We start from the raw sequence: 26,135 nt of genomic DNA, 5'->3' as shown, positions 1-26,135 counted from the left end.
CGGCCGTTACCGAGGCCTTGCAGCCTTGGTGTTACGCCCATTCTGGCGTTTAGCATTTGGATGGATCGCGGGCAAGAAGCCCGGCAGCCGGCTACGCTCACTACTTGAGAAACATTCTGCAACATTAGGCCAGCAGGCCCTGAAGGATCACGTTCACCGCTGCTGATGGATGGTCGCGCTGGTTTGGCAGGTCGCCCCATGGGGGGCCGCAAGACACAGGTTGCCGCAAGCAATCTGTGCAACTCCAAGCGGAGGATCATCATGCTCAGGAAATGCTTGTTGGCTTTGGCCATCGGGGCTGTGTTGTCGGCTTCGGCGGTATTGGTGCCTGACACTATCGGCAATACTTCGAATGCGTATGCGAAGGATGGTGGTGGTGGTGGTGGTGGTGGTGGTGGTGGTGGTGGTGGTGGTGGTGGTGGCCACGGCGGTGGGGGAGGTCACGGAGGCGGCGGTCACGGCGGTGGGGGGCATGGAGGCGGCAGCGGTGGCAGTGGCGCAGGCCACGGCGGTAGCGGCCACAGCGGTGATGGCGGCGGTCATGCTAGCTCAGGTCGCGGTGAAAGTGGCCGCAACGGGGCGGATGATGGGGCCAACCATGAAGCGAATCACGAAGCCAGTCATGGTGTGGGTGAGGCCCACGGCGTAGGGCATGGTGCTGATGATGGGGTCAATCATGATGTCGGGGATGATCATGGAGGTGATCGGACCTGACATTCACTCACCTCATGCAGCCCGATCCTGTCGCCGGCAACCCGGCCACAGGCACCCCGCTGCATGTCAGCTGTTGCAGGCCTCATCGCTGGAATGTTTGCGTAGCCATGCCAGCGATGAGAAGCACCCGTCAGACGCGGAACTGGTCCATCAACCCCTGCTGCTGGTTGGCCAGGCTGTTGAGCGACTGGCTGACCCGCGCCGACTCGTTGGCCTGCCCGGACAACGACTCGGTGACATCGCGGATGGTCGCGACATTGCTGTTGATCTCTTCGGCCACTGCGCTCTGTTCTTCGGCGGCGGAGGCGATCTGCAGGTTCATGTCGGTGATCACGGTCACGGCCTGGCCGATGCGCTGCAGCGCGGTGACGGCCTGGCCGACCTGCTCCACACCGCCCTGGGCCTGGCGGTGGCTGTTGTCCATGGCGCCGACCACCTCGCGGGTGCCGGCCTGCAGGGCTTCGATGACCTGGCGGGTTTCTTCCACCGACTCCTGGGTGCGCTGGGCCAGGTTGCGCACTTCATCGGCGACCACGGCGAAGCCACGGCCGGCCTCACCGGCACGGGCGGCTTCGATGGCGGCATTGAGTGCCAGCAGGTTGGTCTGCTCGGCGATCGAGCGGATCACCTCCAGCACCGAGCCGATCTTCTCGCTGTTGTGGGCCAGCCCTTCGACCTCGGCCATCGCATGGCTCATGTCTGCTGCCAGTGTGTCGATGCTGCGGGTGGTGCGGTCGATCACCGCCAGGCCTTCGCGGGTCGCCTGGTCTGCTTCACGGGCGGCCTGTGCAGCCTGTGCGGCGCTGCGGGCGACATCCTGGGCCGTGGCGCTCATTTCGTGCGAGGCGGTGGCCGCCTGGTCGACCTGGCGGTATTGCTGTTCCATGCCGGCGCTGGTTTGCGTGGCAATCGCCGAGGACTGGTCTGCGGTGCTGCGGGCCGCCTGCACCGAGCGTTTGACCTCGGCGATGGTCGGCTGCAGTTTGTCCAGGAAGCGGTTGAACCAGCCGGCCAGTTCGCCGAGCTCGTCCTGTTTGTCATAGGTCAGGCGGCGGGTGAGGTCGCCTTCACCACTGGCGATGTCCTTGAGCATGGCCGCCACCCCGAGGATCGGCCGGGTCACGCCACGGGCCATCAGCCACACCAGCAGCAGGCCGGCAATCGCAGCGCCCAGGCCAAGGCCCAGCTCCAACAGGGTGCCGCTGGTGTTCAGGGCGTCGAGCTCTTGTTTCAGCGCCTCGGCCGGCCCGGTCAGGGCGTTTTCCGGCACATCCAGCAGCACACCCCATGGCTGGGCGCCAGGGATCGGCTGGAACGCCGCGAGTACCTTGAGGCGTTGCTGGTCGTGGTGGACGCTCAATTTACCTTCGGCCAGCTTGCGTACCAGTTCGGCGCCTTTGCTGGTGTCGACCTGGTCGAAACGCTGGGCCAGCTTGCTGGCATCGGCACTGTAGCCGGCCAGCAGGCCCACGGGGCTGAGAATGCCGACCGTGGTGCGGCCCTCGTACAGGCTGCGGCTGGCTTCCTGGCTCAGGGCCTGCAGGCTGTTGAGGTTGATGTCGATGGACAAGGTGGCGATCACCTTGCCGTTGACCGCCAGCGGGAACACGATGCTGGTCATCAGCACGCGGTGGCCGTCGATGTCGTAGAAGTACGGCTCCACCACGCAGACCTTGCCGCTGCTGCGCGGGCACACCCACCAAGTGTTGGCGGGCTGGCCGCTGGGGCCGATCTCGGTGTTGGCCATGTCGTGCTCGGGCAGGGCCATGGCGGTCAGCTGGCCCACGCGCGGCTGCGACCAGTACAGGGCGAAGCGGCCGGTCTCGTTGCTGCCAAGCTCGGCTTGGCCGGTGAAGAGGCTGTCCTTGCCGTCCAGGGCATTGGGTTCGAACACCAGTGACAGGCCCAGCAGGTCGGGGTTGGCCTGCAGGGCTGCACGAACCTGGCGGGTCATGTCTTCGCGCAGGTCGTAGGCATCCAGGAAGCGCTTTTCCGCCTGTTCACGCAGGAACAGCACCTGGCGGGCGAACCCGGCGCCGTACTGGTAGGCATCCATGAACTGGCGGCTGATGTTCAAGGCCTGGACCTCGCCTTGCGACTCGATGCGCGCCTGCGCTGCCTCACTGAGCATCTTCTCGCTGCTGGCTTTGACCAGGTCCGAGCTGTGGTCCATGCGGTACAGCGAAAGGCCGACGAGCAGTGTGACGATGCTGGCCAGGCACAGGCCGGCAAGCAGGGTGATCTTCCACTGGATGGAAAGTTGTCGCAAAGGCATGGGGCGTCCCTTTTTTGAGGGTAAGGGTTTGGCTTTGGATCTTGGGTGGGGCTCAATCCCTCTGCTATATCGGCGGCCCCGGTTTTTTCTTTATTCAAACATTCAATTTAAATTTGCCGGCCCGCGTAATACGCCGCCGCCTGGCGCTTTTGACATCTGTGCGCCAGTGCTGCAGAGTGCGCGCTTTTTGTCTGCAGCTACGAGGAAAGCCAAACCATGAATGCAGTGATTGCCGCGGTAGGCATCATGCTGATACTCAGCCTGTCGCGCGTGCACGTGGTCATCGCCTTGATCATCGGCGCCCTGGCCGGTGGCCTGGTCGGTGGCCTGGGCATCGAGGGCACGCTCAAGGCCTTCAACGGCGGCCTGGGCGGTGGCGCCACGGTGGCGTTGTCCTACGCCTTGCTCGGCGCCTTTGCCGTGGCGATTGCCAAGTCCGGTCTGGCCCACGCCCTGGCCGACCGTGCGCTGGCGATGATCGACCGCCAGGGCCATGCCAGCGGCGGCAAGGTCAAGTGGCTGCTGATCGGCCTGATGCTGGTGGTGGCGGTGTCGTCGCAGAACATCCTGCCCATCCACATCGCCTTCATCCCGCTGCTGGTGCCGCCGCTGCTGTACGTGCTGACCCGTCTGCGCATCGACCGCCGGCTGATCGCCTGCGTGATCACCTTTGGCCTGATCACGCCGTACATGTTCCTGCCGGTAGGGTTTGGCAACATCTTCCTCAACGAGATCCTGCTGGCCAACGTTGCCCGCGCAGGCGTGGACGTGAGCGGTGTCAACGTCACCCATGCCATGGCCATTCCGGCGGCGGGCATGCTGGCCGGCTTGCTGCTGGCGGTGTTCTTCAGCTACCGCAAGAAGCGTGACTATGACCTGGCGCGCATCGAGCAGGTCGAGCAGGCCAGCGTGCAGTACAACCCGCTGACCCTGCTGGTGGCGGGGCTGGCGATCGCTGCGGCGTTCATCGTCCAGCTGTGGCTGGACTCGATGATCATAGGCGCCATGGTCGGTTTCCTGATCTTCTCGCTGTCGGGCATCGTGCGCTGGAAAGACACCGACGGCCTGTTCACCGAAGGCATGAAGATGATGGCCATGATCGGGTTCATCATGATCGCAGCTTCGGGGTTCGCCGAGGTGCTCAAAGCCACTGGCGAGGTCAACGGCCTGGTACAAACTTCGGCGCAATGGATCGACCACAGCAAGGGCGTTGGTGCCTTGCTGATGCTGTTGGTGGGGTTGCTGGTGACCATGGGCATCGGTTCGTCGTTCTCGACGGTGCCGATTCTGGCGGCGATCTTCGTGCCGCTGTGCGTGCAGCTGGGCTTCGACCCGCTGGCCACGGTGTGCATCGTCGGCACCGCCGGTGCCCTGGGCGATGCAGGCTCGCCGGCATCGGACTCGACCCTGGGGCCAACCTCGGGGCTCAACGTCGATGGCCAGCATCACCATATCTGGGACACCGTGGTACCGACGTTCATCCACTACAACCTGCCACTGATGGCGTTTGGCTGGCTGGCGGCGATGACGCTCTAGCGCATCAGCCCTTGTCGGGCGGCGGGGAAATGCGGTTGAGGACGGTGCTGCCGTCCTTGCTGCGGGTCAGGTACACCGGCAGCACCTTGGGCAGGTTGTCCACCAGGCGCTTGACTTCACGGGTGTTGTAGATGCCGCTGATGCGGATGCGGCCGGTGCTGGCATCGGCCAGCAGCAGGGGCGCATCGAGGTAGCGGTTGATCACTGGCAGTGCCTGTTCGAGGCTGAGGTTGTCGAGCACCAGCTTGCCGCTGCGCCAGGCCAGGCTGTTGCCATAGTCTTCGCTCTGGGCCAACTGCGGCTCGAAGTCGCCGGTGCGATAACTGGCCTGCATGCCTGGGCCAAGGCGGTAGCCGCCGGTGCTGCCGTCGCTGCTGACCAGCACCGAACCCTGTACCAGGGTGACCTTGACCTGGTCCTGATACTTCCACACGTTGAACTGGGTGCCAGTGACCCGGGTCTGGCCGTGGCCGGCACGGACGATGAGGGGGTGGGTGCTGTCATGCTGCACCTTGAAGAACGCTTCGCCTCGCTTGAGCGTGACCTGGCGCTGGTCCTTGTAGTTGAAGTAGGACAGTTCGGTGTTGAGGTTGAGCTCCACCGTGCTGCCGTCGCTCAGTTGCACGGTCCGCGCCTGATCGCCTGCTTCAACGTGCTGGTAGTGGTTGGGCAGCCAGCCCTGCTCCCAGCCAACCCAGCCCGCCAGCGGCAACACCAGCAGGGCGATGGCTGCTGCCGAGGCCATGGGCCGCCAGTGGCGGCGTTGCCGCGCCATAGTGCGTACAGGTGGGTTGAAATCGATGACCGTGGCGTTGCGCGGCAGCAGGTCGGCGGTCTGCCAGATTTCCAGCATCGCCTGGTATTCATCAGCGTGGCGCGGGTCCGCTGCCAACCAGCGTGCGAATGTTTCACGCTCGGCCTGGGTGCAATCGTCGGCGTGCAGGCGCATGCACCACTGCGCGGCGGCGTCGGTGATGGCATCGTCTGGGCTGGGATTGAGGCGGTCTTGGTTCATTGCGGCTCCGGGTTTTGCGCATTCTACCCCTGCGAGGGGCCTCCCGAGAACCAAGGTAATGGCGAATGACTATCAGTTATGTGTGATTTGATCGGTTTCGCCAGGATTTTCCAGCGTTTGAGAACCCTTCCCGGCACCCACCTGCCGTGTGTCCCAAGGCTATTCCCATAGCACCCTAATGAAAGCTTTGACATTTGCTGCCTAGGCAGTAATATTTTTACACACTTGCCCGAGCTGCTGCCGATGTCCCATTTCACCCCGCAAAACTTCCAGTCCTGCGCCATCGGCATGCTGCTGGGCCGTGCGGCGATCCTCAAGGACCGCATTCTCGACTGGCACCTCGAATCAGAAGGCGTTACCGCCGCGCAGTTCAAAGTGTTGATCATCGTCACCCAGTACCAGGTGGATACGCCGGCCGAGCTGTGCCGCTACCTGGGCCTGGACAGCGGCTCGATGACCCGCATGCTCGACCGCCTCGAGCACAAGGGCCTGATCTTGCGCAACCGCTGCGCCGACGACCGTCGCCAGGTACGCCTGGCCCTGACCGCCGAAGGCCAACGCCTGGCCGACCGCTTGCCCGAGATCGGCGCGGCGGCGATGAACGAACTGGTCGGCGTGCTGCAGCCTGACGAACTCAAGACCCTTGAAGGCCTGCTGGCCAAGGTCCTGCTCGGTGCCGGCGACCCTCTGACGATCCGCCGCTTCGGCGATCGTTGATTCCTGTTTCATATTCCAAGGTATTGTCATGGCCAATAACGCAGACACCTCAACTCCCTCCGCCGCACCCGAACCGTCGCGCAAGCGCAAAGTCTGGCTGCTTGGCCTGTTGCTGGTGGTGCTGCTTGCCGGCGCTGGCGCCTGGGCCTGGTACAGCCTGATCGGGCGCTGGCACGAAAGCACCGACGACGCCTACGTCAACGGCAATGTGGTGGAGATCACCCCGCTGGTCACCGGCACCGTCACCAGCATCGGCGCCGATGACGGCGACCTGGTGCATGCTGGCCAGGTGCTGTTGCAGTTCGACCCGGCCGACAGCGAGGTGGCCCTGCAGGCCGCGCAAGCCAATTTGGCCCGTACGGTGCGCCAGGTGCGTGGCCTGTACAGCAACGTCGATTCCCTCAAGGCCCAGTTGCAGACACGCCAGGCCGAGCTGCAGAAGGCCCGGCAGAACTACAACCGGCGCAAGGTGCTGGCTGACAGCGGTGCGATCGCTGCTGAAGAAATCTCCCATGCCCGCGATGACCTGACCGTGGCCCAGGCCGCCGTCAACAGCGCGCGCCAGCAGCTCAATACCAGCACGGCGCTGGTGGACGACACGGTGGTGTCTTCGCACCCCGAGGTCATGGCCGCCGCCGCCGACCTGCGCCAGGCTTACCTGGACCACGCACGCACCACGCTGGTGGCGCCAGTCACCGGTTACGTCGCCAAACGTACCGTGCAGCTCGGCCAGCGTTTGCAGCCGGGCACCGCGACCATGGCAGTCATCCCGCTGGACGAGGTGTGGATCGACGCCAACTTCAAGGAAACCCAGCTGCGCGACATGCGTATCGGCCAACCCGTGGAAATCAGCGCCGACCTGTACGGCAGCGACGTGAAATACAGCGGCACCGTCGACAGCCTGGGCGCCGGCACCGGCAGCGCGTTCGCCTTGCTGCCGGCACAGAACGCCACCGGCAACTGGATCAAGATCGTCCAGCGTGTACCGGTGCGCATTCACCTCAGCCCGGACCAGCTCAAGGCCCACCCGCTGCGCATCGGCCTGTCCACCGTGGTCGAGGTCGACTTGCACGATCAGAGCGGCCCGGCCCTGGCCCAACAGCCGCCGCAGCAGGCCAGCTACACCACCCAGGTGTACGACCGTCAGTTGGACGAAGCTGACCATCTGATCGCTCGGCTGATCCACGACAACAGCGCCCCTGGCAAGACGGCGCAACGATGAGCAACAACGCTGCGGCGCAGTTCACCCCGCCGAGCCTGCTGCTGACCACCATAGGCCTGTCGCTGGCAACGTTCATGCAGGTGCTCGACACCACCATCGCTAACGTGGCCTTGCCGACCATTTCCGGCAACCTGGGGGTGAGTTCCGAGCAGGGCACCTGGGTGATCACCTCGTTTGCGGTGAGCAATGCCATCGCATTGCCGCTGACCGGTTGGCTCAGCCGGCGCTTCGGTGAGGTCAAGCTGTTCATCTGGGCCACGCTGCTGTTCGTACTGGCGTCTTTCCTCTGCGGTATCTCGCAGTCGATGCCGGAGCTGGTGGGCTTTCGTGTGCTGCAGGGGGTGGTGGCCGGGCCGCTTTACCCGATGACCCAGACCTTGCTGATTGCCGTCTACCCGCCGGCCAAACGGGGGATGGCACTGGCGTTGCTGGCGATGGTCACGGTGGTGGCGCCGATTGCCGGGCCGATCCTGGGCGGGTGGATAACCGACAGTTACAGCTGGCCGTGGATCTTCTTCATCAACGTGCCGATCGGCTTGTTCGCGGCCGCAGTGGTGCGTCAGCAGATGCGCGCACGGCCGGTGGTGACCAGCCGCCAGCCCATGGACTACATCGGCCTGCTGACCTTGATTGTCGGTGTGGGCGCATTGCAGGTTGTGCTCGACAAGGGCAATGACCTGGACTGGTTCGAGTCGTCGTTCATCATCATCGGCAGCCTGATTTCGGTCGTGTTCCTGGCGATATTCATCATCTGGGAGCTGACGGACCGCCACCCGGTGGTCAACCTGCGGCTGTTCGCGCACCGTAATTTCCGCATCGGTACCATTGTGCTGGTGGGGGGCTACGCAGGCTTTTTCGGCATCAACCTGATCCTGCCCCAGTGGCTGCAGACGCAGATGGGCTACACCGCCACCTGGGCAGGCCTGGCAGTGGCACCGATCGGCCTGCTGCCGGTGATCATGTCGCCGTTCGTGGGCAAGTACGCGCAGCGTTTCGACTTGCGGGTGCTGGCGGGGTTGGCGTTCCTGGCCATCGGTGCCAGCTGCTTCATGCGCGCGGGCTTCACCAACGAGGTGGACTTCCAGCACATTGCCCTGGTGCAGCTGTTCATGGGGATTGGTGTGGCGCTGTTCTTCATGCCGACCTTGAGCATTCTGCTGTCGGACCTGCCGCCGCATCAGATCGCCGACGGGTCTGGCCTGGCGACGTTCCTGCGCACGTTGGGCGGCAGTTTTGCGGCGTCGTTGACCACGTGGATCTGGATCCGCCGGGCGGACCAGCATCATGCCTACCTGAGCGAGAACATCAGCCAGTTCGACCCGGCGACCCGGCACACGCTGGAGCAACTGGGCGGGGCAAACCCGCAAAGCTATGCGCAGCTGGAGCAGATACTCAACGGGCAGGCCTACATGATGTCGACGGTGGATTACTTCACCTTGATGGGCTGGGTGTTTGCCGGTCTGATTCTGCTGGTGTGGTTGGCCAAGCCGCCGTTTGCTGCCAAGGCGGGGCCGGCTTCAGCGGGGCATTGAGCAGGCGCGGTTTTGGGGGCGGCGCTCAATTTTGCGCAAGCGGTTGGCGCACGCTCTTTCGCCGCGACGCGCTATGCTTGGCCCATGAGCACAGCACTTGCCTTACGCCAACCTTGCCCACCTGGCGCCTGTGACTGCGGCCGCGAGCACCTGGCCGCGCAGCCGCCTGCGGCCCAGCGCATCCTCCTGCTCACCCGCCAGGAGGAGAAGCGCCTGATCGAGCGGCTGGAAAACCTCAAGGACCTTGAAGACCTGCAGCGCTTGCAGGCCAGGCTGTACGAGAACCTGGGCATTCGGCTGCATATCGCGCCCGGTTACAACGAGGTGCGTACCATGCGCGGGATAGTCATCGAACTCGATGACCAGCCTGGGTTATGCCGCAAGACCCGCCAGTCGATTCCGGCGGCTATACGGCGCGGGTTGGAGCGCAATCCGCAGGTGGCTTATCGCTTGCTGGATACCCATGACTTGCTTAGGGATGCTTGAGGCCCAGAAGTTGTCATGCCCAAACGCTAATTTTTCGGATGTTTCCTACGTCTACCAGAGAGCCGCCCTACGCCAAGCGCGTACCGGCATCCATCACTCAAGGAGACAGGCAATGACTTCCGTTTTCGACCGCGACGATATCCAGTTCCAGGTAGTGGTCAACCACGAAGAGCAATATTCCATCTGGCCCGACTACAAGGCGATCCCCAACGGCTGGCGCGCTGTGGGCAAGAGCGGGCTGAAAAAGGACTGCCTGGCCTACATCGACGAAGTCTGGACCGATATGCGCCCGCTGAGCCTGCGCCAGAAGATGGCGGACGCTGCCGCACAGTGACCGCGCTCAACCTGCTGTGCCTGCCTTATTCCGGGGCCAGCGCCATGGTCTACAGCCGTTGGCGGCGCAAGCTGCCAGCCTGGCTGCAGGTACGCCCGGTCGAGTTGCCCGGGCGCGGCGCGCGCATGGGCGAGCCGCTGCACACCGACATGCAGGCCTTGGCCCGGCAACTGGCAGCCGAACAGCGCCAGGCCGCTGCTGCGCCGTATGCGCTGTTTGGCCATAGCCTGGGGGCGCTGCTGGCCTTCGAGCTGGCCCACGAGCTGCAGGCGCTGGGGTGCCCGCTACCGGTGGCGCTGTTCGCTTGCGGTACTGCGGCGCCCACCCGGCGTGAGGACTATGACGGCAAGAACTGGCGTGAGCCCAAGACCGATGACGAGCTGCGCAATGAACTGCGGGAACTCAATGGCACGCCGGAGGAGGTGCTGGCCAATGCCGAGCTGATGAGCCTGACGTTGCCGATCCTGCGGGCGGATTTCCTGCTCTGTGGCCGTTACAGCTACCGCATAAGGCCTGCCTTGGCGTGCCCGCTGCATGTGCTGGGCGGGCAAGACGACCGCGCCAGTGAAGAGCAACTGCGGGCCTGGGGCCAGGAAACCCAGGGTGCATTCACCTTGCAGATGTTTCCGGGCAGCCACTTCTTCATCCATGAGCAGGAGGACCGTGTGCTCACGGCGCTGGCTGCAGCATTGGAGCCCCATCGGCTTTGCGCCTGATTGACGTTGCCGCTTGCCTTGGGGATGCTAGGCGTTTTCCCAGGCAAGAGGCAGACAATGCTGATCGATCCTAACCAGGCCACGTTGCTGGTCGTCGACATCCAGGAAAAGCTCATTGGCGCGATGAGCGACGCCGAGGGCACCCGCGCCCGGGCACGCTGGCTGCTGGCAGCATGCGCCGATCTCGCACTGCCGATCGTCATCAGCGAGCAATATCCCAAAGGCCTGGGGCACACCCTGCCCGAGCTTCTCGCCGCCGCCCCTGCAGCTGAAATCGTGGAAAAGACCCATTTTTCCTGCGTTGCGGCCCAGTGCCTGCCAGCCAGCCTGTTGGCGCGCGAGCAAGTAATCGTGTGCGGCATGGAAACCCACGTCTGCGTGCTGCAGACCGTGCTCGGCCTGCTGGGCCTGGGCAAGCAGGTGTTCCTGGTCGAGGATGCCTGCGACAGCCGTACCTTGGCCAACAAGGCTGCAGGGCTTGCGCGGATGCGTCAGGCCGGGGCGCAGGTAGTTACCCGCGAAATGGTGCTGTTCGAGCTCATGGGCAACGCCAGCCACCCGCAATTTCGCCACATCAGCAAGACCTATCTGGTCGGGGAGCAGCCCTGAACGGCCGGCTGCTGGCTGCCGGGTTGATGGCCCTGGCGCTGCTGCAGGGCTGCGCCGGGCGTCGTGAGGAAGAGCCTGAGGCCGACCCTGCCAAGGTGCGTGCCCAACTGGTGCGCTTGTTGCCAGCCCAGGCCAGGGACCGCGAGGGCTGGGCCAGGGATATCCAGGTGGCGTTCGAAGCCCAGCGCATAGCCCCGAGCAAGAGCAACCTGTGTGCGGTGCTGGCGGTGACCGAGCAGGAATCGACCTTCAATGCCGACCCGCAGGTCCCCAACCTTGGGCGCATTGCCCGTGCCGAGGTCGACCGCCGCGCGGCGAGCCTGCATATCCCGCGGTTGCTGGTGGACGGCGCGCTGAATACGGCTTCTGGCAATGGCCAGACGTATCAGCAGCGGCTGCTTGCGGTGCGCAGTGAGAAGCAACTGAGTGCGCTGTACGACGAATTCATTACCGGCCTGCCGCTGGGCCGGACCTTGCTGGGCGGGCTGAACCCGGTGCACACCGGTGGGCCGATGCAGGTTAGCGTCGAGTTTGCCGAGCAGCATGCCAAGGATTACCCCTACACCTACGACGGCACCATACGCCAGGAGGTCTTCAGCCGTCGTGGCGGCATGTATTTCGGTATCGGCCATTTGCTGGGTTACCCCGCGCACTATGAGCGCCAGCTCTATCGCTTCGCCGACTTCAACGCGGGCTGGTACGCCAGCCGTAATGCCGCGTTTCAGGCGGCCCTGAGCAAGGTGACGGGCGTGCCCTTGGCCCTGGATGGTGACCTGATCGCCCCCGGCGCGATCATGCCCGGCAGCACCGAGCAGGCGGCGCGCAAGCTGGGTGTGAAGCTGGGGCTGCGTAACCCGCAGATCCGCAGCCAGCTGGAACTGGGTGACAGCCTGGCCTTCGAGGACAGCAAGCTGTACAGCGGGGTGTTCGCCCTGGCTGACGCAGCCGCAGGCAAGCCGGTGCCGCGCGCCAAGTTGCCGGGGATCGAACTGAAAAGCCCGAAAATCACCCGCAAGCTGACCACGGCGTGGTTTGCGGGGAGGGTGGATGAGCGGTATCAGCGGTGCATGAAACGCTAGGGCTGTCTGCCCTGGCCCGATCGCCGGCAAACCGGCGATCGGGCAGGTACAGGCTGCATCACCCTTTGCTCAGCGCCCCGACCACCTGATCGACACTGGCCTTGAGCCCGGCCACGGCGTCTTGCGGGTCACTTTCCACCACGAGCAACGTGGCCCCCGAGGCCTTGATCACCTCGGCCACTGCCGCATCCGGCTGCCGATGGTCCAGCACCAGCGCCACATCCTGGTTCTTGAGGTTCTCGCCCAGTGCCTTGAGCGCGGCGTCGTCCCACTTGCCCTCGGCCGGCAGTGCCTGTTCCACCACATCCAGGTTCAGGCCGCTGGCCAGGTAGCCCAGGCGCTCGGACAGGCTGACCACGCTGAGGTTGTCGATTTGGGCAAGCTTGGTCTGGCTGCTGGCGGTCAATTCCAGCAACTGGCGCTTGAGCCCCGCCAGGTTGCCCTGGATCTTCGCCTTGTCGGCGGGCGCCAGGCGTTCCAGGTCGTTGGCCAGCACGTCGGCCATGCGCCCAAGGTTGGTCGGGTTCAGCCAGGGGTAGGCGTTGTAGGCGTCATCGCCACTGACCGCGATGCCCGGCAGGGCACCGTCCACCGGCCGCGCTGCATCGATTTCGACGATGCGGATATTGCTGCGCCGGGCCATGGGGTACAGCGGGTCGTCACGCCAGATCGAGCGCAGGCCGATCACCGCATCGGCCTGTTGCGCCGCTTTGGCAAGGCTCGCGCCGCCACGGCTGCTGAAGTACGAAGGCTGGCGGCTGGCCGGCAGGTTGGCCGGCGCGGCGCGCTTGAGCTGCACGGCGGTGCCGTCGAGCAAGGCCGCAGCCAGGCTGTGGGTCACCGGCAGGGTGGTCAGCACCTCGGTGGCGAGGGCGAACGAGGGCAGGCCGGTGAGGGCCAGCGCCAGGGTGAGCTGTTTCAGGTTCATGCCGGGTTTCCTTGCAGGCGTGGGACGAGGGCGCGGGCCAGGGCCGCGAGGGCGAAGCAAATGCCGGCAACCAGGATGATCGCGGCACCCGACGGTACCGGCAGGTCAAAGACGATCGGCATCAGGATGCCCAGCAGCGTGCTCAGGGTGGCGATCAGAACCGAGATGAAGAAAAAGCCTTTGAGCGACTGGCTGACCAGGCGTGCGGCAGCGGCCGGAATCACCAGCAACGCACCGACCAGGATTGCCCCGATCACCTTCACCGACGCCACCGTTACCAGCGTCACCAGCACCACGAACAGGTAGTCCAGGGTCTTCACTGCCACCCCGCGTACGGCGGCCAGTTGCGGGTTGAAGCTGGCCAGGATGATGCGGTTGTACAGCGGCAGGGCCAGCGCCAGCACCAGGGCAGCGACGATGCCCAGCACCACCAGGTCCTGGGCGCTGACTGTCAGCACCGAGCCGAACAGCACGTTCTCGAGGATGTGCACGTTGATCTTGCCGGCCAGCATCAGCAGTAGGCTCGCGCCCAAAGCCAGCGACACCGAAAGGAACACCCCGATCAGCGTGTCAGGCGACAGCCCGGTGCGGTTGCGCAGGAAGTTGAGCAGGATGCCGAACAGCAGGCAGTAGCCGAACAGGCTGCCGTACGGCCCGGTGTAGGGTTCGCCGAGCAGGATGCCGATGGCCACCCCGGTCAGGGCGGCATGCCCGACGGCTTCGGAGAAGAAGGCAAAGCGCTTGACCACCACCAGGGTGCCCAGGCCGCCCAGTACCGGGCCGATCATCAGGCCGGCGAGCAGTGCGTTGATCACGAAACCGTAGGCCAGTGCCTCGGGCAGGTAGCCAGCGCCGGCCCATTCCTGGACCAGTTGGCGGAATGCTTCGTAGCTCATCAGGTGCGGCCCTCGCTGCGCGGGTGGACGGAGAACAGGCTCAGCAGGCGCTCCGGGGTAAGGGCTTGGGCAGGTGGGGCGTCGAACAGTACCTGGCGGCTCAGCCCGGTGACCCGGTCGGCCAGGCGCAGCACCGCTTGCAGGTCGTGTTCGATCCACAGCACGGTGGTGCCGGCCTGGCGCCAGCCCTGCAGCAAGTGCTCGAACACCCGGATGCCGGCTTCATCGAGCGCCGACATGGGCTCGTCGAGCACCAGCAACTGCGGCTCGGGGATCAAACCCTGGGCCAGCAGCACGCGCTGGCGTTCGCCGCCCGACAAAGCGCCCATGCGCCGCTTGCGTTTGTCGAGCATGCCGACCTGCGCCAGCGCTGCGTCGATGGCCGGTTGCACGCGGCGCGAAAGGCCGAGAAAGGCTGGGCGGCGTTGGCACATTGCGGCCATGAAGTCGTCCACGGTCATCGGCAGGCCACGGTCGAACTCCAGCGCCTGGGGGACGTAACCGATCACCTGCTGCTCGCCCGGCCAGTGCAGGGTCAGTTGGCCCTGGTGTGGCATCTGCCCGAGCAGGGTCTTGATCAGCGAGCTTTTACCGCCGCCGTTGGGCCCGACGATGGCATGTACGCTGCCGGCGGCGACGCTGAACTGGACCTGTTCCAGGATGCGCGTGCGGCCAAGCGTCAGGTCTATGCCAGCGAATTCGATGCCGGGCCCGCCGCGCACCATGAGGTTGGCGGCCGCGGTCATGCGCGGTTCTCCTGAATGGCGCGGACCACGGTGTCGAGGTTGCGCTTCATCTCTACTTCGTATTTGTCCTTGGTGTACTCGCCGTAGGAAATGTGCGTCAGCGGATACAGGCGCACACCGGACTCACGCTGGATGGTCTCGACATAGGCCGACGGGAAGTCCATCTCCGAGAAGATCACCTTGACGTCCAGCGCCTTGAGCTGGTCGATGGTTTTCTTAAGCTGTGCCGGGCTCGGTTCGATGCCGTGGGCCGGCTCCACCACTGCCGTGACCTCCAGGCCGAAATCGCGCACCAGGTAGTCGTAGGCTGCATGAATGGTGGCCACACGGAAGTTGGCGCCGGGTGCCTCGGTGACCTTGGCCAGCGCCTCGGCGCGCAAGCCGCGCAGGCGCTTGGCATAGGCGCGGGCGTTCTGGGTGTAGAACCTGGCGTTGTCCGGGTCGAGCTTGCCCAGTTCACGGGCGATGTTGTTGACCTGGGCAATGGTGGTGCTGATCGACAGGAAGGTGTGCGGGTTGACCACTTTGCCGGCACCGCGGGCGGCGATGCCGGTGGCCGCCAGCAGCGGCACGTTCTGGTTGGCTTCGATGGTCTTGATGTCGGGCTTTTCACTGGCAGCGATCATGCGGTCGGCGAAATCGTCATGGCCGACGCCGTTGAGCACCACCACGTCCAGGCTGCCGATACGCTTGATGTCCTCGGCGCGTGGCTCGTAGGCGTGCGGGTTGAAGCCTGCGGGAATCAGCGGTACCACTTCGGCCTTGTCGCCGACGATATTGCTCACATAGCTGTAGTACGGGTGCAGGGTAATGCCGATGCGCAAGGGCTTGCCGGTGTCGGCCAGGGCCAGGGCCGGTAACGCGAGGGCCAGGAGCAGGGTGAGGGCGGAGCGCAACATGGGGAATTCCTTGGGTTCAGTGACGGTGTTCGCGGGTGACCCCGGCGTCGTAATGGCTAGCCACTTGCTGCCAGCCAGCGGCGATCAGGGCTGCCTGGCCAAGGTCGTCCGGCACCACCGCGGCGCTGTCGCGGCGCAGCCAGACGTCAGGCTGGGCGCTGTGCTCGTGCGGCACGATCAGCAAAAAGCTGCCGGCGACCTGCGGGGCCTGGCTGCGACCCAGATAGGCGCCAGCCTCCAGCCACTGCCATTGGTGGCTGCCACGGCTCTGGCTGCCGGCATCTACCACGAACGGTGGCAAGCCTTCCTCGGCCAACGACGCCACACTGGGTACGGCGGCGGTTTCTTCGCGCAGCAACTGAACCTCGTCGAATGCGACGCGAAGGTCGGTATAGATGCCTTGTTCGGCGGGCGTCAGGTCGCGGCGGGCGTCGATCTGGTGGCTGGCGATGGCCTGCTCGTCTTCGCGTTCACCGCGCAGCAGCACCACGCAGGCGGCGACGATGACGATCAGCAGGCTGACCAGCAGCACGTAGAGGGTTTCGTGCCCGGCGCCGGCGGGGCGCACCACCTGGGTACGGCTCAGGGTAGGGCCGCTCATGGTTGCGTGATGTCGGCGTAGTCGACTTCCACCACGTGGCCGGGGCCGGCATCGAACAGCACGTAGAACTCGCCGTCGGGGCGCTTGAAGGTAAGCGTCGAGTCATCGCCCAGCTTGCCGCCGACCAGTACCTGTTCGTCATAGCCGATCACGTCCAGGGTCACGCCCGGGGCGCCGCTGCCGTCCGAGAAGCCACCGGTGCATTTGACCTGGCCGCCATCGAGCTCTTCGCACTCGCACATCGGGTTGTGGGCCAGGGCCGGGCCTGCGGCCAGCACCAGCAGGGGCAGGGCGAGCCTGCGCATCATGTGCTTCATTTCTTGCCTCCTTGTTTTTCGAGCCAGGCCACGGTGGCTGGCGAAGCCTTGCTCAGCGGGACCGATGCCTGATGCATGCTGCCGTCCCAGCCTTCGAGGGTGATCCAGATCTGCGCGTCGGGCTTGGTGCGCGCAGGGATCGGCAGGTTGGTACCCATGCGGTAGGGCGCGCCGAAGAAGATGGTGCCGGCGGCGCGCAGGCTGCGGGGTTTGCCGATGCGCAGGTACACGGCTTTGACGTCGTTGATGCAGGCTTTGCAAAGCGCGGCGTTGAAGGGCTTGAAGTAGCCCGCCGGGCCGTCGGCGCGGGGCGCTTCGCTGCGCAGTTCGGCCAAGTCCAGGCTGTAAGGGCCGACCTGAATATCGCTGATCTGGTTCACGCCCAAGCCGGCATCACCGCGAAACAGCTTGGCGTCGGCGAAATACTTGGGCATGAAGCCCAGCGGGATGAGAATCAGCAGAATGTTCAAGTGAAAGCGCCACTTCAGCCACCACTGCTTGAGTGGGCGGGTGGGCAGGGCCTGGGCCTGGCTCATGGGCGGATCTCCACGGGGGTGTCGCTGGCGGTGGCGCGGGGTGCACGCTCGCTGCGCTTGAGGGCGGCGGCGGTCGCCTGGGCGGTACGTTTGGTCCAGATCAGCAGGCCGCTGAACACCATCAGCGTCAGGACCAGGCCGAAGAAGAACCAGATCAGTTTGACCGGCAGGCCGCCAAAGTCGCCGGTGTGCAGTGGGCGCATGGATTCGGTGACGAACTCCAGGGCGGAGCGGTCGCTGATCAGGAACTGGCTGTCGACGTTACGCGTGTAGGGGTTGATGTTGGCACTCTGGAACATCAGCGGGTACCAGCCCGGGCCGTTCAGGGTGATGTGGCTGTAGGCCGTGGCGGGCAGCGAGATGGCGTTGATTTCAAGGCCCGGAATGGCCAGGCCGGCGATGCGCGCCGCTTCGTCCAGGTCGATGCGCGGGGCAGGGCTGCCATCGGCGGTTTGCGGTACATCTTCCCGGGCGATCACAGGTGTGATCGGTTGGCTGGAGATCGTGATGTGGTTATCGAACAGGATCGCCTGGATCAGGAACCAGGTGCCGGTGATGGCAATGACCGCGATGAACCAGATCGACCAGACCCCGGCCAGGCGATGCAGGTCGCCCCAGAAAATGCGCGAGCCGTGGCCGGTGCGAATGGGCTTGAAGAAGCCTTTCCAGAACTTCTTGTACACCACCAGGCCAGTCACCAGCGAAGCGAGCATCGGCAGGCCCAGCAGCGAGACCAGGTACCAGCCCCAACTGAAACCGTTGGTGAAGGGCACCAGCCACCAGCCGTGCAGGGCACGGGTGAACGCTTCGAAGTTGAAGTCCGGGACCTTGCCCTGGATGGCCCCGGTGTAGGGGTTGACGTACAGCGTCGGGCTGCTGCCGTCGGGCAGGGTAACCCCGGCGTTGAGCGCAAAGTGCGAACCGTCCGGCTGCCTCAGTGTGCGCACCACCATATCCGGTTCGGCCTTGTGCAGGGCGTCGAGCACTTGCTGGAAACTCAGGCGTTCGGCGCTGTCGTCGGGCTTGTTGGCGCGCACATCGGCGTTGGCCAGCCAGACGATTTCCTGGCTGACCACGGCAAGCATGCCGGTGAAGCAGACGATCAGCACGAAGAACCAGATCGGCAGGGCGAGCCAGCTATGGACCAGGAACCACAGCTTGGACTTGGATTTTTTGGTTGATTTGGCCATCGGTCGGTCTTCTGAAAATGAGGGTCGAGCATATGCCCAACCACAGGGGCTGCATCTATAAAGACGAATGAGAATGGAAATCCTGCCTATTTAAATGCAAGCAAATGTTTCAGAAAAGCAAAAGCCGACAGGGCGCGGGGCGCCGTGTCGGCTTGAAGGCCGCAGAGGGTCAGGCGCTGGTGAGGGCGACCGGCGGTTGCGCTTTGCCGTGTCGGCGGGCGAGGTCCTGGTACAGCGCCTGGCCGATTTCGGCGGCACGGGACGGCAGTACCGACAGCAGGGTGTCGCTCAGGCCATGGCTGCCCTCGCAGAAACCTTGCAAGTAAACCGACGCTTCGAGGTCCGGGCTGGACAGTACCCGGTAGTTGCGATCGACGTTGAAATCCTTGAGGTAACCGGCCAGCGGTGCCAGCAGGTCGCGATGCGAGCGGCGCTCGTAGCCGGTGGCCAGAATGACAGCATCGTAACGGTGGGTCTGATGCTGGTCGGTGGCCAGGTCGCGCAGGGTGAGTTCGATGCCGTCGCGGGTGGCGACAACCGCTTCCACCTGGCGACGGCACAGCACGTTGTGGCGCACCTGATGCGAAACCTTCTGGCGGTAGAGGATGCCGTAGATGCGCTCGATCAGGTCGAGGTCGACCACTGAGTAGTTGGTGTTGTGGTATTCACCCAGCAGCTTGGCGCGCTGCTCGGCCGGCTCGTTGTAGACCAGGTCGGTGTAGTCCGGCGAGAAGATTTCGTTGACGAACGGGCTGTCGTCCGCAGGCTTGAGCGCTGAACCGCGCAGTATCATGTCGACCTTGACCGACGGGTAGCTGTCATTGAGGTCGATGAATGCTTCTGCGGCGCTCTGGCCAGAGCCGATTACCGCGATGCGCATCGGTTTGCCCTCGGCGCATGGCAACCTGCTCAGGCTGCTCAGGTACTGGGAGTGGTGGAAGACGCGCGGGTCGTCCTTGAAGGCGCCGAATTTTTCCGGGATTTTCGGCGTACCGCCCGTGCCGACCACGACCGAACGGGTACGCCGGGTGTATTCACGGCCCTGCGCATCTTGAGAGACCAGGCGCAAATGCTCGACACGGCCAGCCTTAACTTCCGGCTCGATGCGCAGCACTTGCTCGCCATAGACGGCTTGAGTGGCGAAATGCTCGGCGGCCCAGCGCAGGTAATCGTTGTACTCCAGGCGGCAGGGGTAGAAGGTGCCCAGGTTGATGAAATCGGCCAGGCGCTGCTTCTGGTGCAAGTAGTTGACGAAACTGTAGGGGCTGGTGGGGTTGCGCAGCGAGACCAGATCCTTGAGGAAGGATATCTGCAGCTCGCTCTGGGTCGCCAGCGTTTCACCATGCCAGCGGTATTGCTTCTGCTTGTCGATGAACAGCGCGTCGAGGGCGCGGCCTTGGGTGTGGGCGAGTTCCTCCAGGGCGATGGCCAAGGCCAGGTTGGAAGGGCCAAAGCCCACGCCGATCAGATCCTTGATGGTTTCCGGGTTTGAAGACTGGCTCATGGCTGCGATCCCATAATGGTCGAATGTGTGCGCCCGCCGGGGCTCCGGCGCCTGCGTGAGTACATTGGTTGGAACGAGCCATGTACCGGGGAATTTACTGGGGGCATTGCGCACAGCTTGTGCAGCCGGGCTAAAGAAGTGCGCCGCGTGGCCGATAGGCAGGTCAACGCAAGGACCTATTTCAAGGCAGGGACCGGAACATGGCAGGTATCGCGGCAATCACCATCAACAACGTTTCGGCGCAGGCCGCCGGCAGTGCTGAAACGGTAAAAAGCGAAGACGCACAGAAAAGTGGAGCGTCGGCCGCGTCGGCAGAAACGCCCAAGGCTCAGGGTGGCGGCGGTGCGCAAGGTGCGCAGCAAAGCGATGAGAGCTCGGAGCCTGCGCACATCAAGCAATTGCGCGAGATGATCAAGCAGCTGCAAAAGCAGTTGGCCGAAGAGCAGAAGCAGTTGGCCAACCTGATGGCGCAGAAAATGGAAGAGACAGCCAAGACCGCTGCCGTGAGTGCCAGGCAGGCGAGCATTACCACGCTCAATGGCCAGATCATGACCGCCACGTCGCAACTGCTCGAAGCGTTGCAGGAGACGGGTGGCAGCACTGCGGGTACGGTCGTCAGCACTCAGGCCTGAGCCTGTGTGAACCGGCCCGCCTGCGGATAACGCCGCAAACGGGCCAGCCCCTTGAGGCGTTACTCTGCGGCCAGGCGGCTCTTGTTCTGCCGGTCCGACTTGTACTGCATCGCCACTGCCGGTGCCGGCTTGGCTGTGCCGGTCTCCAGCCACTGGCGCATGCGGCTTGCATCGGCAAAGTGGGTGTACTTGCCGAACGCATCGAGGATCACCATGGCCACCGGGCGGTTGTCCATGCGCGTCAGCAGCACCAGGCAATGCCCGGCCTCATTGGTGAAGCCGGTCTTGGTCAGCTTGATGTCCCAGTTGCTCTTGTTGACCAGGTGGTCGGTATTGCGAAAGCCCAGTGTGTAGTTGGGTTTGCGGAAGGCCACGGTTTTTTCGCGGGTGGTCGACAGCTCGCTGAGCATCGGGTATTTGCGCGACGCCATCAGTAGCTTGGCCAGGTCGCGGGCGCTGGAGACGTTCTGCGTCGACAGGCCGGTCGGCTCGACATAGCGGGTGTGCGCCATGCCCAGGCTGCGGGCTTTGGCGTTCATTGCCTTGATGAAAGCCGGGTAGCCCCCTGGATAGTGGTTGGCCAGGGAAGTGGCGGCGCGGTTTTCCGACGACATCAGGGTAATGAGCAGGGTTTCGCGGCGGTTGAGTTGGCTGCCCAGGCGCACGCGCGAGTACACCCCTTTCATGTCCGGGTTGTTGGCGATGGTCATGGTGAGCATCTCATCCATGGGCAGCTTGGCGTCCAGCACCACCATCGCGGTCATCAGTTTGGTCACCGAGGCAATCGGTACCACGCGGTCGGCGTGGCTCGAATACAGTTCCTTGTTGGTATTGAGGTCGATCAGCAGGGCGCTGCCGGAAGCCAGATGCAGCTTTGAAGGGTCGCGTTGAATCTGGGCTGGGGGTTGTGCAGCAGCGGTCGACGGTAGGGTCGCGGTACCTGTGAGCAACAGCAGCAGGCTGAGGATGGACAGGGATGTTTTCACGTTCAGGCTCACTAAAAGTTGGTATGTCGTTGGCTGTGCAAGGGTTTCCCCCAAAAACCGCTCGCATTCTGGAGTATGGCTCAGCGGCTGTCGAATGCTCGTGGAGCCACCCGGTCGAAATGAAAAAACCTTCATGCTGTAACGGTTATTCTGCCTCCGTTCGTCGGTTTCGCGCTGGCAAAAAAAGACCCGCCAAAAGGCGGGCCAGAACAGGGCAAAGAGCAACGCACAACACATTCGTTTCAAGCGAGCAGGCAATCGTCCTTCAGTCGATCGGCAAGGGCCTGGGCTGATGCACGGGTGGCCAACGGTCCGCTCACCGCTTCACCGTTACGCACCAGGTACCAGCATGCCAGCAGGCCCTGCTCACGCAGAGTAGAGGGGACGGCGCTGCCGACGACGGACATGATCTGGATAGTGGCCATGTGGACCTCCTGTAAAACATGCCGCTACCTTACGCAGTGGCCAGCTCGGTTTGAAATCGACTCGCTCAATAGTGCTCATCAGCTTTATCAACTGTTCACTACTATGGCTCTTGCCACTGTCAGCTGAGCGCAGGGAAACGGTAAAGGTTGTGTAAGGGACGATGAACGGGCGGGTCTGTTACGCTGAACAAACGTTTCAGTTACGAACAAGGAGCAGGTCATGACGGCAACTCCCAGCAGGGACACCGTGCTGTGCATTTCCCTGGCCGGCCGGCCAGGTCACTTTGGCGTTCGCTTTCATAACCACCTTTACCGGCAGTTGGGCCTGGATTACTACTACAAGGCGATGAGCACCGATGACTTGCCGGCCGCTGTGGCGGGTATCCGCGCGCTGGGCATCCGCGGCTGTGGTGTTTCCATGCCGTACAAGGAGGCCTGCATGGCCTTGGTCGATGAGGTTGACCCGTCAGCGGCAGCCATCGAGTCGGTCAACACCGTGGTCAACACGGCTGGTCATCTGAAAGCCTACAACACCGACTACCTGGCAGTACGGCAGTTGCTCGAACAGCATGGTGTCGACCCGTCTACAGCCTTTGCCCTGCGCGGCAGTGGTGGCATGGCCAAGGCGGTTGCCAGTGCGCTGCGCGATGCCGGGTTCAAGGAGGGCATCATCGTCGCCCGCAACGAGCAGGCGGGGCGGCAGCTGGCCGACGTTTGTGGCTATCGCTGGGTCGCTGAGCTGGGTGACCGGTGCCCGCCGATGTTGGTGAACGTGACGCCGATTGGCATGGCGGGCGGGCAGGAGGCCCATGAGCTGGCGTTCAGCGAGAACGCCATTGCTGCGGCGCAGCGGGTCTTCGATGTGGTGGCGATGCCGGCGCAGACGCCCTTGATCCAGCGGGCGCAGGCGCTGGGCAAGCCGGTGATTACCGGCCTGGAGGTGATCGCGTTGCAGGCACTGGAGCAGTTCGTGCTGTATACCGGCGTGCGACCTGCCCGAGAGCAGGTCGAGGCTGCAGTGGCGTACGCCCGGGACGTCTAGCTCTTCTTCTGCGGCCTCCTCGCGGGCAACCCGGCGAGAAGGCCGTCTGTGCGCAAAATCAGAACGCCTTGTGCCCCTTGTCCAGCTGCTCGTCCACCAGGGCCCGGCCATGGGCCAGCGACACATGCTGAGCGTTCTCAAGGTCAGAGAAGAACTTCATCGGCATGGATAAACGCTTGCTGGTATGGCCTTGCGGATCGGTGATCAGGCAGCCCGCAGAATAGGGCAGAGGGGAGTCGGGGTGAGGCATCACGCTGGCGGTGATGGTGTGGTCGCGGTATTCACAGTGAAGAGATTGCATCGTCCTTACCTCGCTGTGGCTAGTGAAGCTGTTACTCCCATATACCACAGCGAGGGGCCGGGAGTTCCCGGCCTGACGAGCGCGAGCCGACGAAGCTCACACTTTCGGATCAGCCCTTGAGCTCAGAGGGCTGAATCACTTCGACCCAGTAACCGTCCGGGTCCTTGACGAAGGCCAGATGGTTCATGCGCCCGTCTGCCAGGCGTTTCTGGAACGGCACGTTCAGCTCTTCGAAGCGGGCGCAGGCAACACGCACGTCCGGCACCGAAATGCAGATGTGGCCGAAACCACGTGGGTCGGTGTTGCCGTTGTGATAGGCGAACGCGGGGTCGTTCTCTGTACCGTGGTTGTGGGTCAGCTCAAGCACGCCGGGGATCGATTTCATCCACTGATGGCGCTCGGCGTCGTCGGCTGGAATTTGCGCCGGGTCTACCAGGGCCAGGAAGTACAGGCTGAATTCCGCTTCCGGGAAGTCGCGCTTGTCGACCAGGCGAAAGCCCAGCACACGGGTGTAGAAGTCCAGCGACTTCTCGATGTCCTTGACCCGCAGCATGGTGTGGTTGAAGACGAATTGGGCAGTGGCGGCGTCGGGCTGTGCGGTGACGCCAGGCAGGTTTTGCAGATCGTGCAGGCTCATGGGTACTCCAGAGACGAGGCTGGCACCGGGGCCAGCGGAACAGACAGGAGGGCCATGATACGGCAGTGAACCGATTGCGCAAATGAAAGCGCCCTGCACGAGTGCAGGGCGCTGGAATTAGAGGCCCGCGTGTGCGGGCGCGTGATGGGGTCGCTAGTCCTTTAGCTGTCTCGATATTGAGCCAGCCCTTGTGAAAAAAGTGTGAAGCAAGCGTTGACGTTTCATCAGCGCAGCCAACTTTCCACCGTGCCGGCCCCGTACTGTTCTTTCCACGCCTTCAGCCCGCGATGGTTACCACCTTTGGTCTCGATCAGCTCGCCGGTGTGCGGGTTTTCATACACTTTCACCACGCGTGGGCGGCGTTGTTGCTTTGGCGCATTGGTTGCGCCCCGGGTGACGGCCTTGGGGTCGAGGATGGCGATGATATCGCGCAGACTTTTGTCATAGCTTTTCATCAGGCCGACTAGTTTCTGCTCGAATTCGATTTCACGTTTTAGGCCGGTATCCTTTTTCAGCGCCTCCAGTTGAGCCATCTGTTCCTGGAGCGCTTTTTCGGCAGCACGAAACTCTGCAAGTCTGGACACTGTAATCACTCCTGTACGTCATCTGTGGCGGGGCGTGACGAACATTGAAGAGAAATAACGCCGGCCACGCGGGTGGGTTAAACTGTTCGCTGATGACGAGTGTAGACACTTGTGACAATTGGGTAAACCGCAAACTTTTCCAAATAAGACGGGAACTTTACAAGTTTTCCGGGCGCATAATTCCGGTGGGTACAGGCCGTCGGCCCGGCGCATCTAGACCATGGTCCAATGGTGCGCGCCAGAGCCTTTTCGCGATCATTTCTGATGATGGCCGAGCATTGTTCGGCCGCGTCTTGTCTGCGCCGCGTGCGTTCGCCGTGCATTGTTTCTGTCTTTCTCTGGATGTTCCCTCGCATGTTTGCCTCTTTTCCTCTCGCCCCCGGGCGCCGAGTTGCCGGCCTGTTGCTGATGTGTGCCGGCACGCACGCCCAGGCCGCCGGTTTTCTTGAAGACAGCCGTGCCAAGGTCGAAGCACGCACTGTTTATTTCAACCGGGACTTTCGTGACGGCCACAGCACTTCCAGCCAAGGTGCGTCCAAGCGCGAAGAGTGGGCACAAGGCTTCATTCTCAATGTGCAGTCGGGTTATACCCAAGGCCCGGTAGGCGTTGGTGTGGATGCTTTGGGCATGTTCGGTATCAAGCTGGACTCCAGCCCGGCGGACAGTAACAGCGGTTTGTTGCCTTCTTCCGGCCATGACCCCAGGCGCGCTGCCGACCAATACGCGAAGATGGGCCTGGCTGCCAAGGCCAAGGTGTCCAATACCGTGCTCAAATACGGCTCGATGATGCCGGATGTACCGTTGTTGAAATACAACGACGGTCGCCTGTTGCCCACCCTGTTCCACGGCGCCATGCTCACTTCAGAAGAAGTGCACGACCTGAAGTTCACACTGGCCCGCCTGAACAAGTACACCGCCCGTGATTCCACCGACCGCCAGGACATTCGCGTGCATTGCAAGAACAAGCGCTATGCCTGCGATACCCAAGCCGACCACTTCGACCTGGCAGGGCTGGATTACCGGTTCAATGACCGGTTCAGTGCTCAATACCAAGTGGCCAGGCTGGAAAACATCTACCGTCAGCACTTTCTTGGCCTGGTGGCCAGCCAGCCGCTTGCGCTGGGCAGCCTGTCGGCCGACCTGCGGCTGATCAAGAGCGATGACATCGGTAGCGCCCGAGCAGGCCAAATCGATCATCGCGCCTTCAGCGCCATGCTCGGCTACAGCCTGGGCGGCCACAAGGTCAGCGCAGGCTGGCAGCGCATGTATGGCGAAAACGCCATGCCCTACCTCGATGGCAGCAACCCGTACCTGGTCAACTATGCGCAGGTCAACGACTTCGCCGCCGCGCAGGAGCGCTCATGGCAGTTGCGTTACGACTACGACTTCAAGGCCCTGGGCGTGCCGGGCCTGACGTTCTTCACCCGCTATATCAATGGCGACCACATCAAGGTCCCGGGCAGTGACGCCCAAGGCAAGGAGTGGGAGCGCGACACCGAGCTCAAGTACCAGGTACAGAGCGGTACCTTCAAAGATGTCAGCGTGCGCCTGCGCAATTCTACCTACCGCAGCAACTACGAAAAGTGGGCGCGTGACATGGACGAAACACGGGTCATCGTCAGCTACAACTTTTCGATCTTCTGAGTGCGCTTTGCCAAACACCCGCGGTCGGCCGA

Annotated in this window: 30 protein-coding genes; 12 read left to right on the top strand and 18 right to left on the bottom strand. The window is 63.5% G+C overall.

Going from position 1 to position 26,135, the window contains the following annotated elements; translation table 11 throughout:
• Positions 1 to 153: 153 nt before the first annotated feature.
• The 3 genes from IWW33_RS01270 to IWW33_RS01260 form a co-directional block, all read right to left on the bottom strand.
• Positions 154 to 543, bottom strand: a complete 390-nt coding sequence (locus IWW33_RS01270; protein WP_196914177.1) for a hypothetical protein — start codon at positions 541 to 543, stop codon at positions 154 to 156.
• A 6-nt stretch (positions 544 to 549) separates the two neighbouring features.
• Positions 550 to 717: a hypothetical protein gene (locus IWW33_RS01265; protein ID WP_158621119.1), complete on the bottom strand. Its 168-nt coding sequence runs from the start codon at positions 715 to 717 to the stop codon at positions 550 to 552.
• Between the two features lie 127 nt (positions 718 to 844).
• Positions 845 to 2,989 (bottom strand): methyl-accepting chemotaxis protein, encoded by a 2,145-nt coding sequence (locus tag IWW33_RS01260; RefSeq protein WP_119688740.1) that lies wholly within the window; start codon positions 2,987 to 2,989, stop codon positions 845 to 847.
• Between the two features lie 216 nt (positions 2,990 to 3,205).
• On the opposite strand from IWW33_RS01260, the gene IWW33_RS01255 reads away from it, so the two are divergent.
• A complete protein-coding gene (locus IWW33_RS01255; protein ID WP_125922854.1) occupies positions 3,206 to 4,525 on the top strand; it encodes a Na+/H+ antiporter NhaC family protein in 1,320 nt (439 codons plus the stop codon).
• Positions 4,526 to 4,529: 4 nt separating this feature from the next.
• Here IWW33_RS01255 and IWW33_RS01250 read toward each other — a convergent pair whose 3' ends face one another.
• Positions 4,530 to 5,540, bottom strand: coding sequence for a FecR family protein (locus IWW33_RS01250; protein WP_174141399.1), 1,011 nt, complete (start codon positions 5,538 to 5,540; stop codon positions 4,530 to 4,532).
• Between the two features lie 243 nt (positions 5,541 to 5,783).
• Here IWW33_RS01250 and IWW33_RS01245 point away from each other — a divergent pair, with 243 nt between their 5' ends.
• The 8 genes from IWW33_RS01245 to IWW33_RS01210 all read left to right on the top strand — a co-directional run bounded on the left by IWW33_RS01245 (position 5,784) and on the right by IWW33_RS01210 (position 12,235).
• Positions 5,784 to 6,257 (top strand): MarR family transcriptional regulator, encoded by a 474-nt coding sequence (locus IWW33_RS01245; RefSeq protein WP_039603231.1) that lies wholly within the window; start codon positions 5,784 to 5,786, stop codon positions 6,255 to 6,257.
• Between the two features lie 28 nt (positions 6,258 to 6,285).
• Positions 6,286 to 7,479 carry an HlyD family efflux transporter periplasmic adaptor subunit gene (locus IWW33_RS01240; RefSeq protein ID WP_046785624.1) on the top strand — a complete coding sequence of 398 codons (1,194 nt, stop codon included), beginning with the start codon at positions 6,286 to 6,288 and terminating at the stop codon, positions 7,477 to 7,479.
• On the top strand, positions 7,476 to 9,011 hold the full coding sequence (locus IWW33_RS01235) for a DHA2 family efflux MFS transporter permease subunit (protein ID WP_046785623.1): 1,536 nt from the start codon (positions 7,476 to 7,478) through the stop codon (positions 9,009 to 9,011). Before IWW33_RS01240 ends, IWW33_RS01235 begins: the two co-directional genes overlap by 4 nt.
• A gap of 84 nt (positions 9,012 to 9,095) precedes the next feature.
• A complete protein-coding gene (locus IWW33_RS01230; protein ID WP_046785622.1) occupies positions 9,096 to 9,497 on the top strand; it encodes a hypothetical protein in 402 nt (133 codons plus the stop codon).
• A 112-nt stretch (positions 9,498 to 9,609) separates the two neighbouring features.
• Entirely contained in the window at positions 9,610 to 9,831 is a 222-nt protein-coding gene (locus IWW33_RS01225; RefSeq protein ID WP_012313972.1) for an MbtH family protein, read from the top strand.
• Entirely contained in the window at positions 9,828 to 10,547 is a 720-nt protein-coding gene (locus IWW33_RS01220; protein WP_119688744.1) for an alpha/beta fold hydrolase, read from the top strand. Before IWW33_RS01225 ends, IWW33_RS01220 begins: the two co-directional genes overlap by 4 nt.
• Before the next feature lie 57 nt (positions 10,548 to 10,604).
• Positions 10,605 to 11,156 carry a hydrolase gene (locus tag IWW33_RS01215; RefSeq protein WP_174141400.1) on the top strand — a complete coding sequence of 184 codons (552 nt, stop codon included), beginning with the start codon at positions 10,605 to 10,607 and terminating at the stop codon, positions 11,154 to 11,156.
• A gap of 26 nt (positions 11,157 to 11,182) precedes the next feature.
• The gene (locus tag IWW33_RS01210) at positions 11,183 to 12,235 is read left to right on the top strand and encodes a DUF1615 domain-containing protein (RefSeq protein ID WP_115275181.1); all 1,053 of its coding nucleotides are present in this window, start codon (positions 11,183 to 11,185) and stop codon (positions 12,233 to 12,235) included.
• A 58-nt stretch (positions 12,236 to 12,293) separates the two neighbouring features.
• Here IWW33_RS01210 and IWW33_RS01205 read toward each other — a convergent pair whose 3' ends face one another.
• From IWW33_RS01205 to IWW33_RS01165, 9 genes are all read right to left on the bottom strand, one after another.
• Entirely contained in the window at positions 12,294 to 13,163 is an 870-nt protein-coding gene (locus IWW33_RS01205) for a zinc ABC transporter substrate-binding protein (RefSeq protein WP_174141401.1), read from the bottom strand.
• The gene (locus tag IWW33_RS01200; protein ID WP_046785616.1) at positions 13,160 to 14,059 is read right to left on the bottom strand and encodes a metal ABC transporter permease; all 900 of its coding nucleotides are present in this window, start codon (positions 14,057 to 14,059) and stop codon (positions 13,160 to 13,162) included. The genes IWW33_RS01205 and IWW33_RS01200 overlap by 4 nt, the downstream gene beginning before the upstream one ends.
• A complete protein-coding gene (locus tag IWW33_RS01195) occupies positions 14,059 to 14,805 on the bottom strand; it encodes a metal ABC transporter ATP-binding protein (protein WP_046785615.1) in 747 nt (248 codons plus the stop codon). Before IWW33_RS01195 ends, IWW33_RS01200 begins: the two co-directional genes overlap by 1 nt.
• A complete protein-coding gene (locus IWW33_RS01190) occupies positions 14,802 to 15,704 on the bottom strand; it encodes a metal ABC transporter substrate-binding protein (protein ID WP_012313979.1) in 903 nt (300 codons plus the stop codon). Before IWW33_RS01190 ends, IWW33_RS01195 begins: the two co-directional genes overlap by 4 nt.
• Positions 15,705 to 15,720: 16 nt before the next feature.
• Positions 15,721 to 16,290: a DUF6162 family protein gene (locus IWW33_RS01185; RefSeq protein WP_046785667.1), complete on the bottom strand. Its 570-nt coding sequence runs from the start codon at positions 16,288 to 16,290 to the stop codon at positions 15,721 to 15,723.
• 11 nt (positions 16,291 to 16,301) lie between these two features.
• A complete protein-coding gene (locus IWW33_RS01180; RefSeq protein WP_039601114.1) occupies positions 16,302 to 16,622 on the bottom strand; it encodes a hypothetical protein in 321 nt (106 codons plus the stop codon).
• Complete coding sequence (locus tag IWW33_RS01175; protein WP_046785613.1) at positions 16,619 to 17,158, bottom strand: hypothetical protein; 540 nt, start codon at positions 17,156 to 17,158, stop codon at positions 16,619 to 16,621. Before IWW33_RS01175 ends, IWW33_RS01180 begins: the two co-directional genes overlap by 4 nt.
• The gene (locus IWW33_RS01170; protein ID WP_119688747.1) at positions 17,155 to 18,348 is read right to left on the bottom strand and encodes a PepSY domain-containing protein; all 1,194 of its coding nucleotides are present in this window, start codon (positions 18,346 to 18,348) and stop codon (positions 17,155 to 17,157) included. Before IWW33_RS01170 ends, IWW33_RS01175 begins: the two co-directional genes overlap by 4 nt.
• 169 nt (positions 18,349 to 18,517) lie before the next feature.
• Positions 18,518 to 19,852 carry a SidA/IucD/PvdA family monooxygenase gene (locus IWW33_RS01165; protein ID WP_174141402.1) on the bottom strand — a complete coding sequence of 445 codons (1,335 nt, stop codon included), beginning with the start codon at positions 19,850 to 19,852 and terminating at the stop codon, positions 18,518 to 18,520.
• 200 nt (positions 19,853 to 20,052) lie between these two features.
• Here IWW33_RS01165 and IWW33_RS01160 point away from each other — a divergent pair, with 200 nt between their 5' ends.
• The gene (locus tag IWW33_RS01160) at positions 20,053 to 20,484 is read left to right on the top strand and encodes a hypothetical protein (RefSeq protein WP_046785610.1); all 432 of its coding nucleotides are present in this window, start codon (positions 20,053 to 20,055) and stop codon (positions 20,482 to 20,484) included.
• Positions 20,485 to 20,543: 59 nt separating this feature from the next.
• Here IWW33_RS01160 and pbpG read toward each other — a convergent pair whose 3' ends face one another.
• Positions 20,544 to 21,470: a D-alanyl-D-alanine endopeptidase gene (gene pbpG / locus IWW33_RS01155; RefSeq protein ID WP_042111355.1), complete on the bottom strand. Its 927-nt coding sequence runs from the start codon at positions 21,468 to 21,470 to the stop codon at positions 20,544 to 20,546.
• A 242-nt stretch (positions 21,471 to 21,712) separates the two neighbouring features.
• A complete protein-coding gene (locus tag IWW33_RS01150; protein ID WP_012313987.1) occupies positions 21,713 to 21,895 on the bottom strand; it encodes a hypothetical protein in 183 nt (60 codons plus the stop codon).
• Between the two features lie 220 nt (positions 21,896 to 22,115).
• Here IWW33_RS01150 and IWW33_RS01145 point away from each other — a divergent pair, with 220 nt between their 5' ends.
• Positions 22,116 to 22,937 (top strand): shikimate 5-dehydrogenase, encoded by an 822-nt coding sequence (locus IWW33_RS01145; protein WP_125922861.1) that lies wholly within the window; start codon positions 22,116 to 22,118, stop codon positions 22,935 to 22,937.
• Positions 22,938 to 22,995: 58 nt separating this feature from the next.
• On the opposite strand, the gene IWW33_RS01140 is transcribed toward IWW33_RS01145, so the two are convergent.
• The 3 genes from IWW33_RS01140 to IWW33_RS01130 form a co-directional block, all read right to left on the bottom strand.
• Entirely contained in the window at positions 22,996 to 23,238 is a 243-nt protein-coding gene (locus IWW33_RS01140) for a hypothetical protein (protein WP_039601125.1), read from the bottom strand.
• A gap of 109 nt (positions 23,239 to 23,347) precedes the next feature.
• A complete protein-coding gene (gene gloA, locus IWW33_RS01135; protein ID WP_046785607.1) occupies positions 23,348 to 23,875 on the bottom strand; it encodes a lactoylglutathione lyase in 528 nt (175 codons plus the stop codon).
• Positions 23,876 to 24,099: 224 nt separating this feature from the next.
• Positions 24,100 to 24,459 carry a histone-like nucleoid-structuring protein, MvaT/MvaU family gene (locus tag IWW33_RS01130; RefSeq protein WP_046785606.1) on the bottom strand — a complete coding sequence of 120 codons (360 nt, stop codon included), beginning with the start codon at positions 24,457 to 24,459 and terminating at the stop codon, positions 24,100 to 24,102.
• 354 nt (positions 24,460 to 24,813) lie between these two features.
• On the opposite strand from IWW33_RS01130, the gene IWW33_RS01125 reads away from it, so the two are divergent.
• The gene (locus tag IWW33_RS01125) at positions 24,814 to 26,103 is read left to right on the top strand and encodes an OprD family porin (protein WP_174141403.1); all 1,290 of its coding nucleotides are present in this window, start codon (positions 24,814 to 24,816) and stop codon (positions 26,101 to 26,103) included.
• The last annotated feature ends 32 nt before the right edge of the window (positions 26,104 to 26,135 follow it).

Origin of the sequence: Pseudomonas sp. M2 (assembly GCF_015751845.1) — a bacterium.
GTDB lineage: Bacteria > Pseudomonadota > Gammaproteobacteria > Pseudomonadales > Pseudomonadaceae > Aquipseudomonas > Aquipseudomonas putida_E.
This window is presented reverse-complemented; position numbering and strand designations above follow the sequence as displayed.

Coding starts and splice junctions, on each gene's coding strand:
- IWW33_RS01175 (WP_046785613.1), bottom strand. CDS start 17,158: ATGAGCCAGGCCCAGGCCCTGCCCACCCGCCCACTCAAGCAGTGGTGG.
- gloA (WP_046785607.1), bottom strand. CDS start 23,875: ATGAGCCTGCACGATCTGCAAAACCTGCCTGGCGTCACCGCACAGCCC.
- IWW33_RS01270 (WP_196914177.1), bottom strand. CDS start 543: ATGACCGCCGCCATCACCGCTGTGGCCGCTACCGCCGTGGCCTGCGCC.
- IWW33_RS01190 (WP_012313979.1), bottom strand. CDS start 15,704: ATGTTGCGCTCCGCCCTCACCCTGCTCCTGGCCCTCGCGTTACCGGCC.
- IWW33_RS01210 (WP_115275181.1), top strand. CDS start 11,183: ATGGCCCTGGCGCTGCTGCAGGGCTGCGCCGGGCGTCGTGAGGAAGAG.
- IWW33_RS01160 (WP_046785610.1), top strand. CDS start 20,053: ATGGCAGGTATCGCGGCAATCACCATCAACAACGTTTCGGCGCAGGCC.
- IWW33_RS01230 (WP_046785622.1), top strand. CDS start 9,096: ATGAGCACAGCACTTGCCTTACGCCAACCTTGCCCACCTGGCGCCTGT.
- IWW33_RS01125 (WP_174141403.1), top strand. CDS start 24,814: ATGTTTGCCTCTTTTCCTCTCGCCCCCGGGCGCCGAGTTGCCGGCCTG.
- IWW33_RS01140 (WP_039601125.1), bottom strand. CDS start 23,238: ATGCAATCTCTTCACTGTGAATACCGCGACCACACCATCACCGCCAGC.
- IWW33_RS01145 (WP_125922861.1), top strand. CDS start 22,116: ATGACGGCAACTCCCAGCAGGGACACCGTGCTGTGCATTTCCCTGGCC.
- IWW33_RS01195 (WP_046785615.1), bottom strand. CDS start 14,805: ATGACCGCGGCCGCCAACCTCATGGTGCGCGGCGGGCCCGGCATCGAA.
- IWW33_RS01205 (WP_174141401.1), bottom strand. CDS start 13,163: ATGAACCTGAAACAGCTCACCCTGGCGCTGGCCCTCACCGGCCTGCCC.
- IWW33_RS01200 (WP_046785616.1), bottom strand. CDS start 14,059: ATGAGCTACGAAGCATTCCGCCAACTGGTCCAGGAATGGGCCGGCGCT.
- IWW33_RS01225 (WP_012313972.1), top strand. CDS start 9,610: ATGACTTCCGTTTTCGACCGCGACGATATCCAGTTCCAGGTAGTGGTC.
- IWW33_RS01240 (WP_046785624.1), top strand. CDS start 6,286: ATGGCCAATAACGCAGACACCTCAACTCCCTCCGCCGCACCCGAACCG.
- IWW33_RS01180 (WP_039601114.1), bottom strand. CDS start 16,622: ATGAAGCACATGATGCGCAGGCTCGCCCTGCCCCTGCTGGTGCTGGCC.
- IWW33_RS01260 (WP_119688740.1), bottom strand. CDS start 2,989: ATGCCTTTGCGACAACTTTCCATCCAGTGGAAGATCACCCTGCTTGCC.
- IWW33_RS01165 (WP_174141402.1), bottom strand. CDS start 19,852: ATGAGCCAGTCTTCAAACCCGGAAACCATCAAGGATCTGATCGGCGTG.
- IWW33_RS01245 (WP_039603231.1), top strand. CDS start 5,784: ATGTCCCATTTCACCCCGCAAAACTTCCAGTCCTGCGCCATCGGCATG.
- IWW33_RS01255 (WP_125922854.1), top strand. CDS start 3,206: ATGAATGCAGTGATTGCCGCGGTAGGCATCATGCTGATACTCAGCCTG.
- IWW33_RS01215 (WP_174141400.1), top strand. CDS start 10,605: ATGCTGATCGATCCTAACCAGGCCACGTTGCTGGTCGTCGACATCCAG.
- IWW33_RS01170 (WP_119688747.1), bottom strand. CDS start 18,348: ATGGCCAAATCAACCAAAAAATCCAAGTCCAAGCTGTGGTTCCTGGTC.
- IWW33_RS01250 (WP_174141399.1), bottom strand. CDS start 5,540: ATGAACCAAGACCGCCTCAATCCCAGCCCAGACGATGCCATCACCGAC.
- IWW33_RS01235 (WP_046785623.1), top strand. CDS start 7,476: ATGAGCAACAACGCTGCGGCGCAGTTCACCCCGCCGAGCCTGCTGCTG.
- IWW33_RS01265 (WP_158621119.1), bottom strand. CDS start 717: ATGTCAGGTCCGATCACCTCCATGATCATCCCCGACATCATGATTGAC.
- IWW33_RS01150 (WP_012313987.1), bottom strand. CDS start 21,895: ATGGCCACTATCCAGATCATGTCCGTCGTCGGCAGCGCCGTCCCCTCT.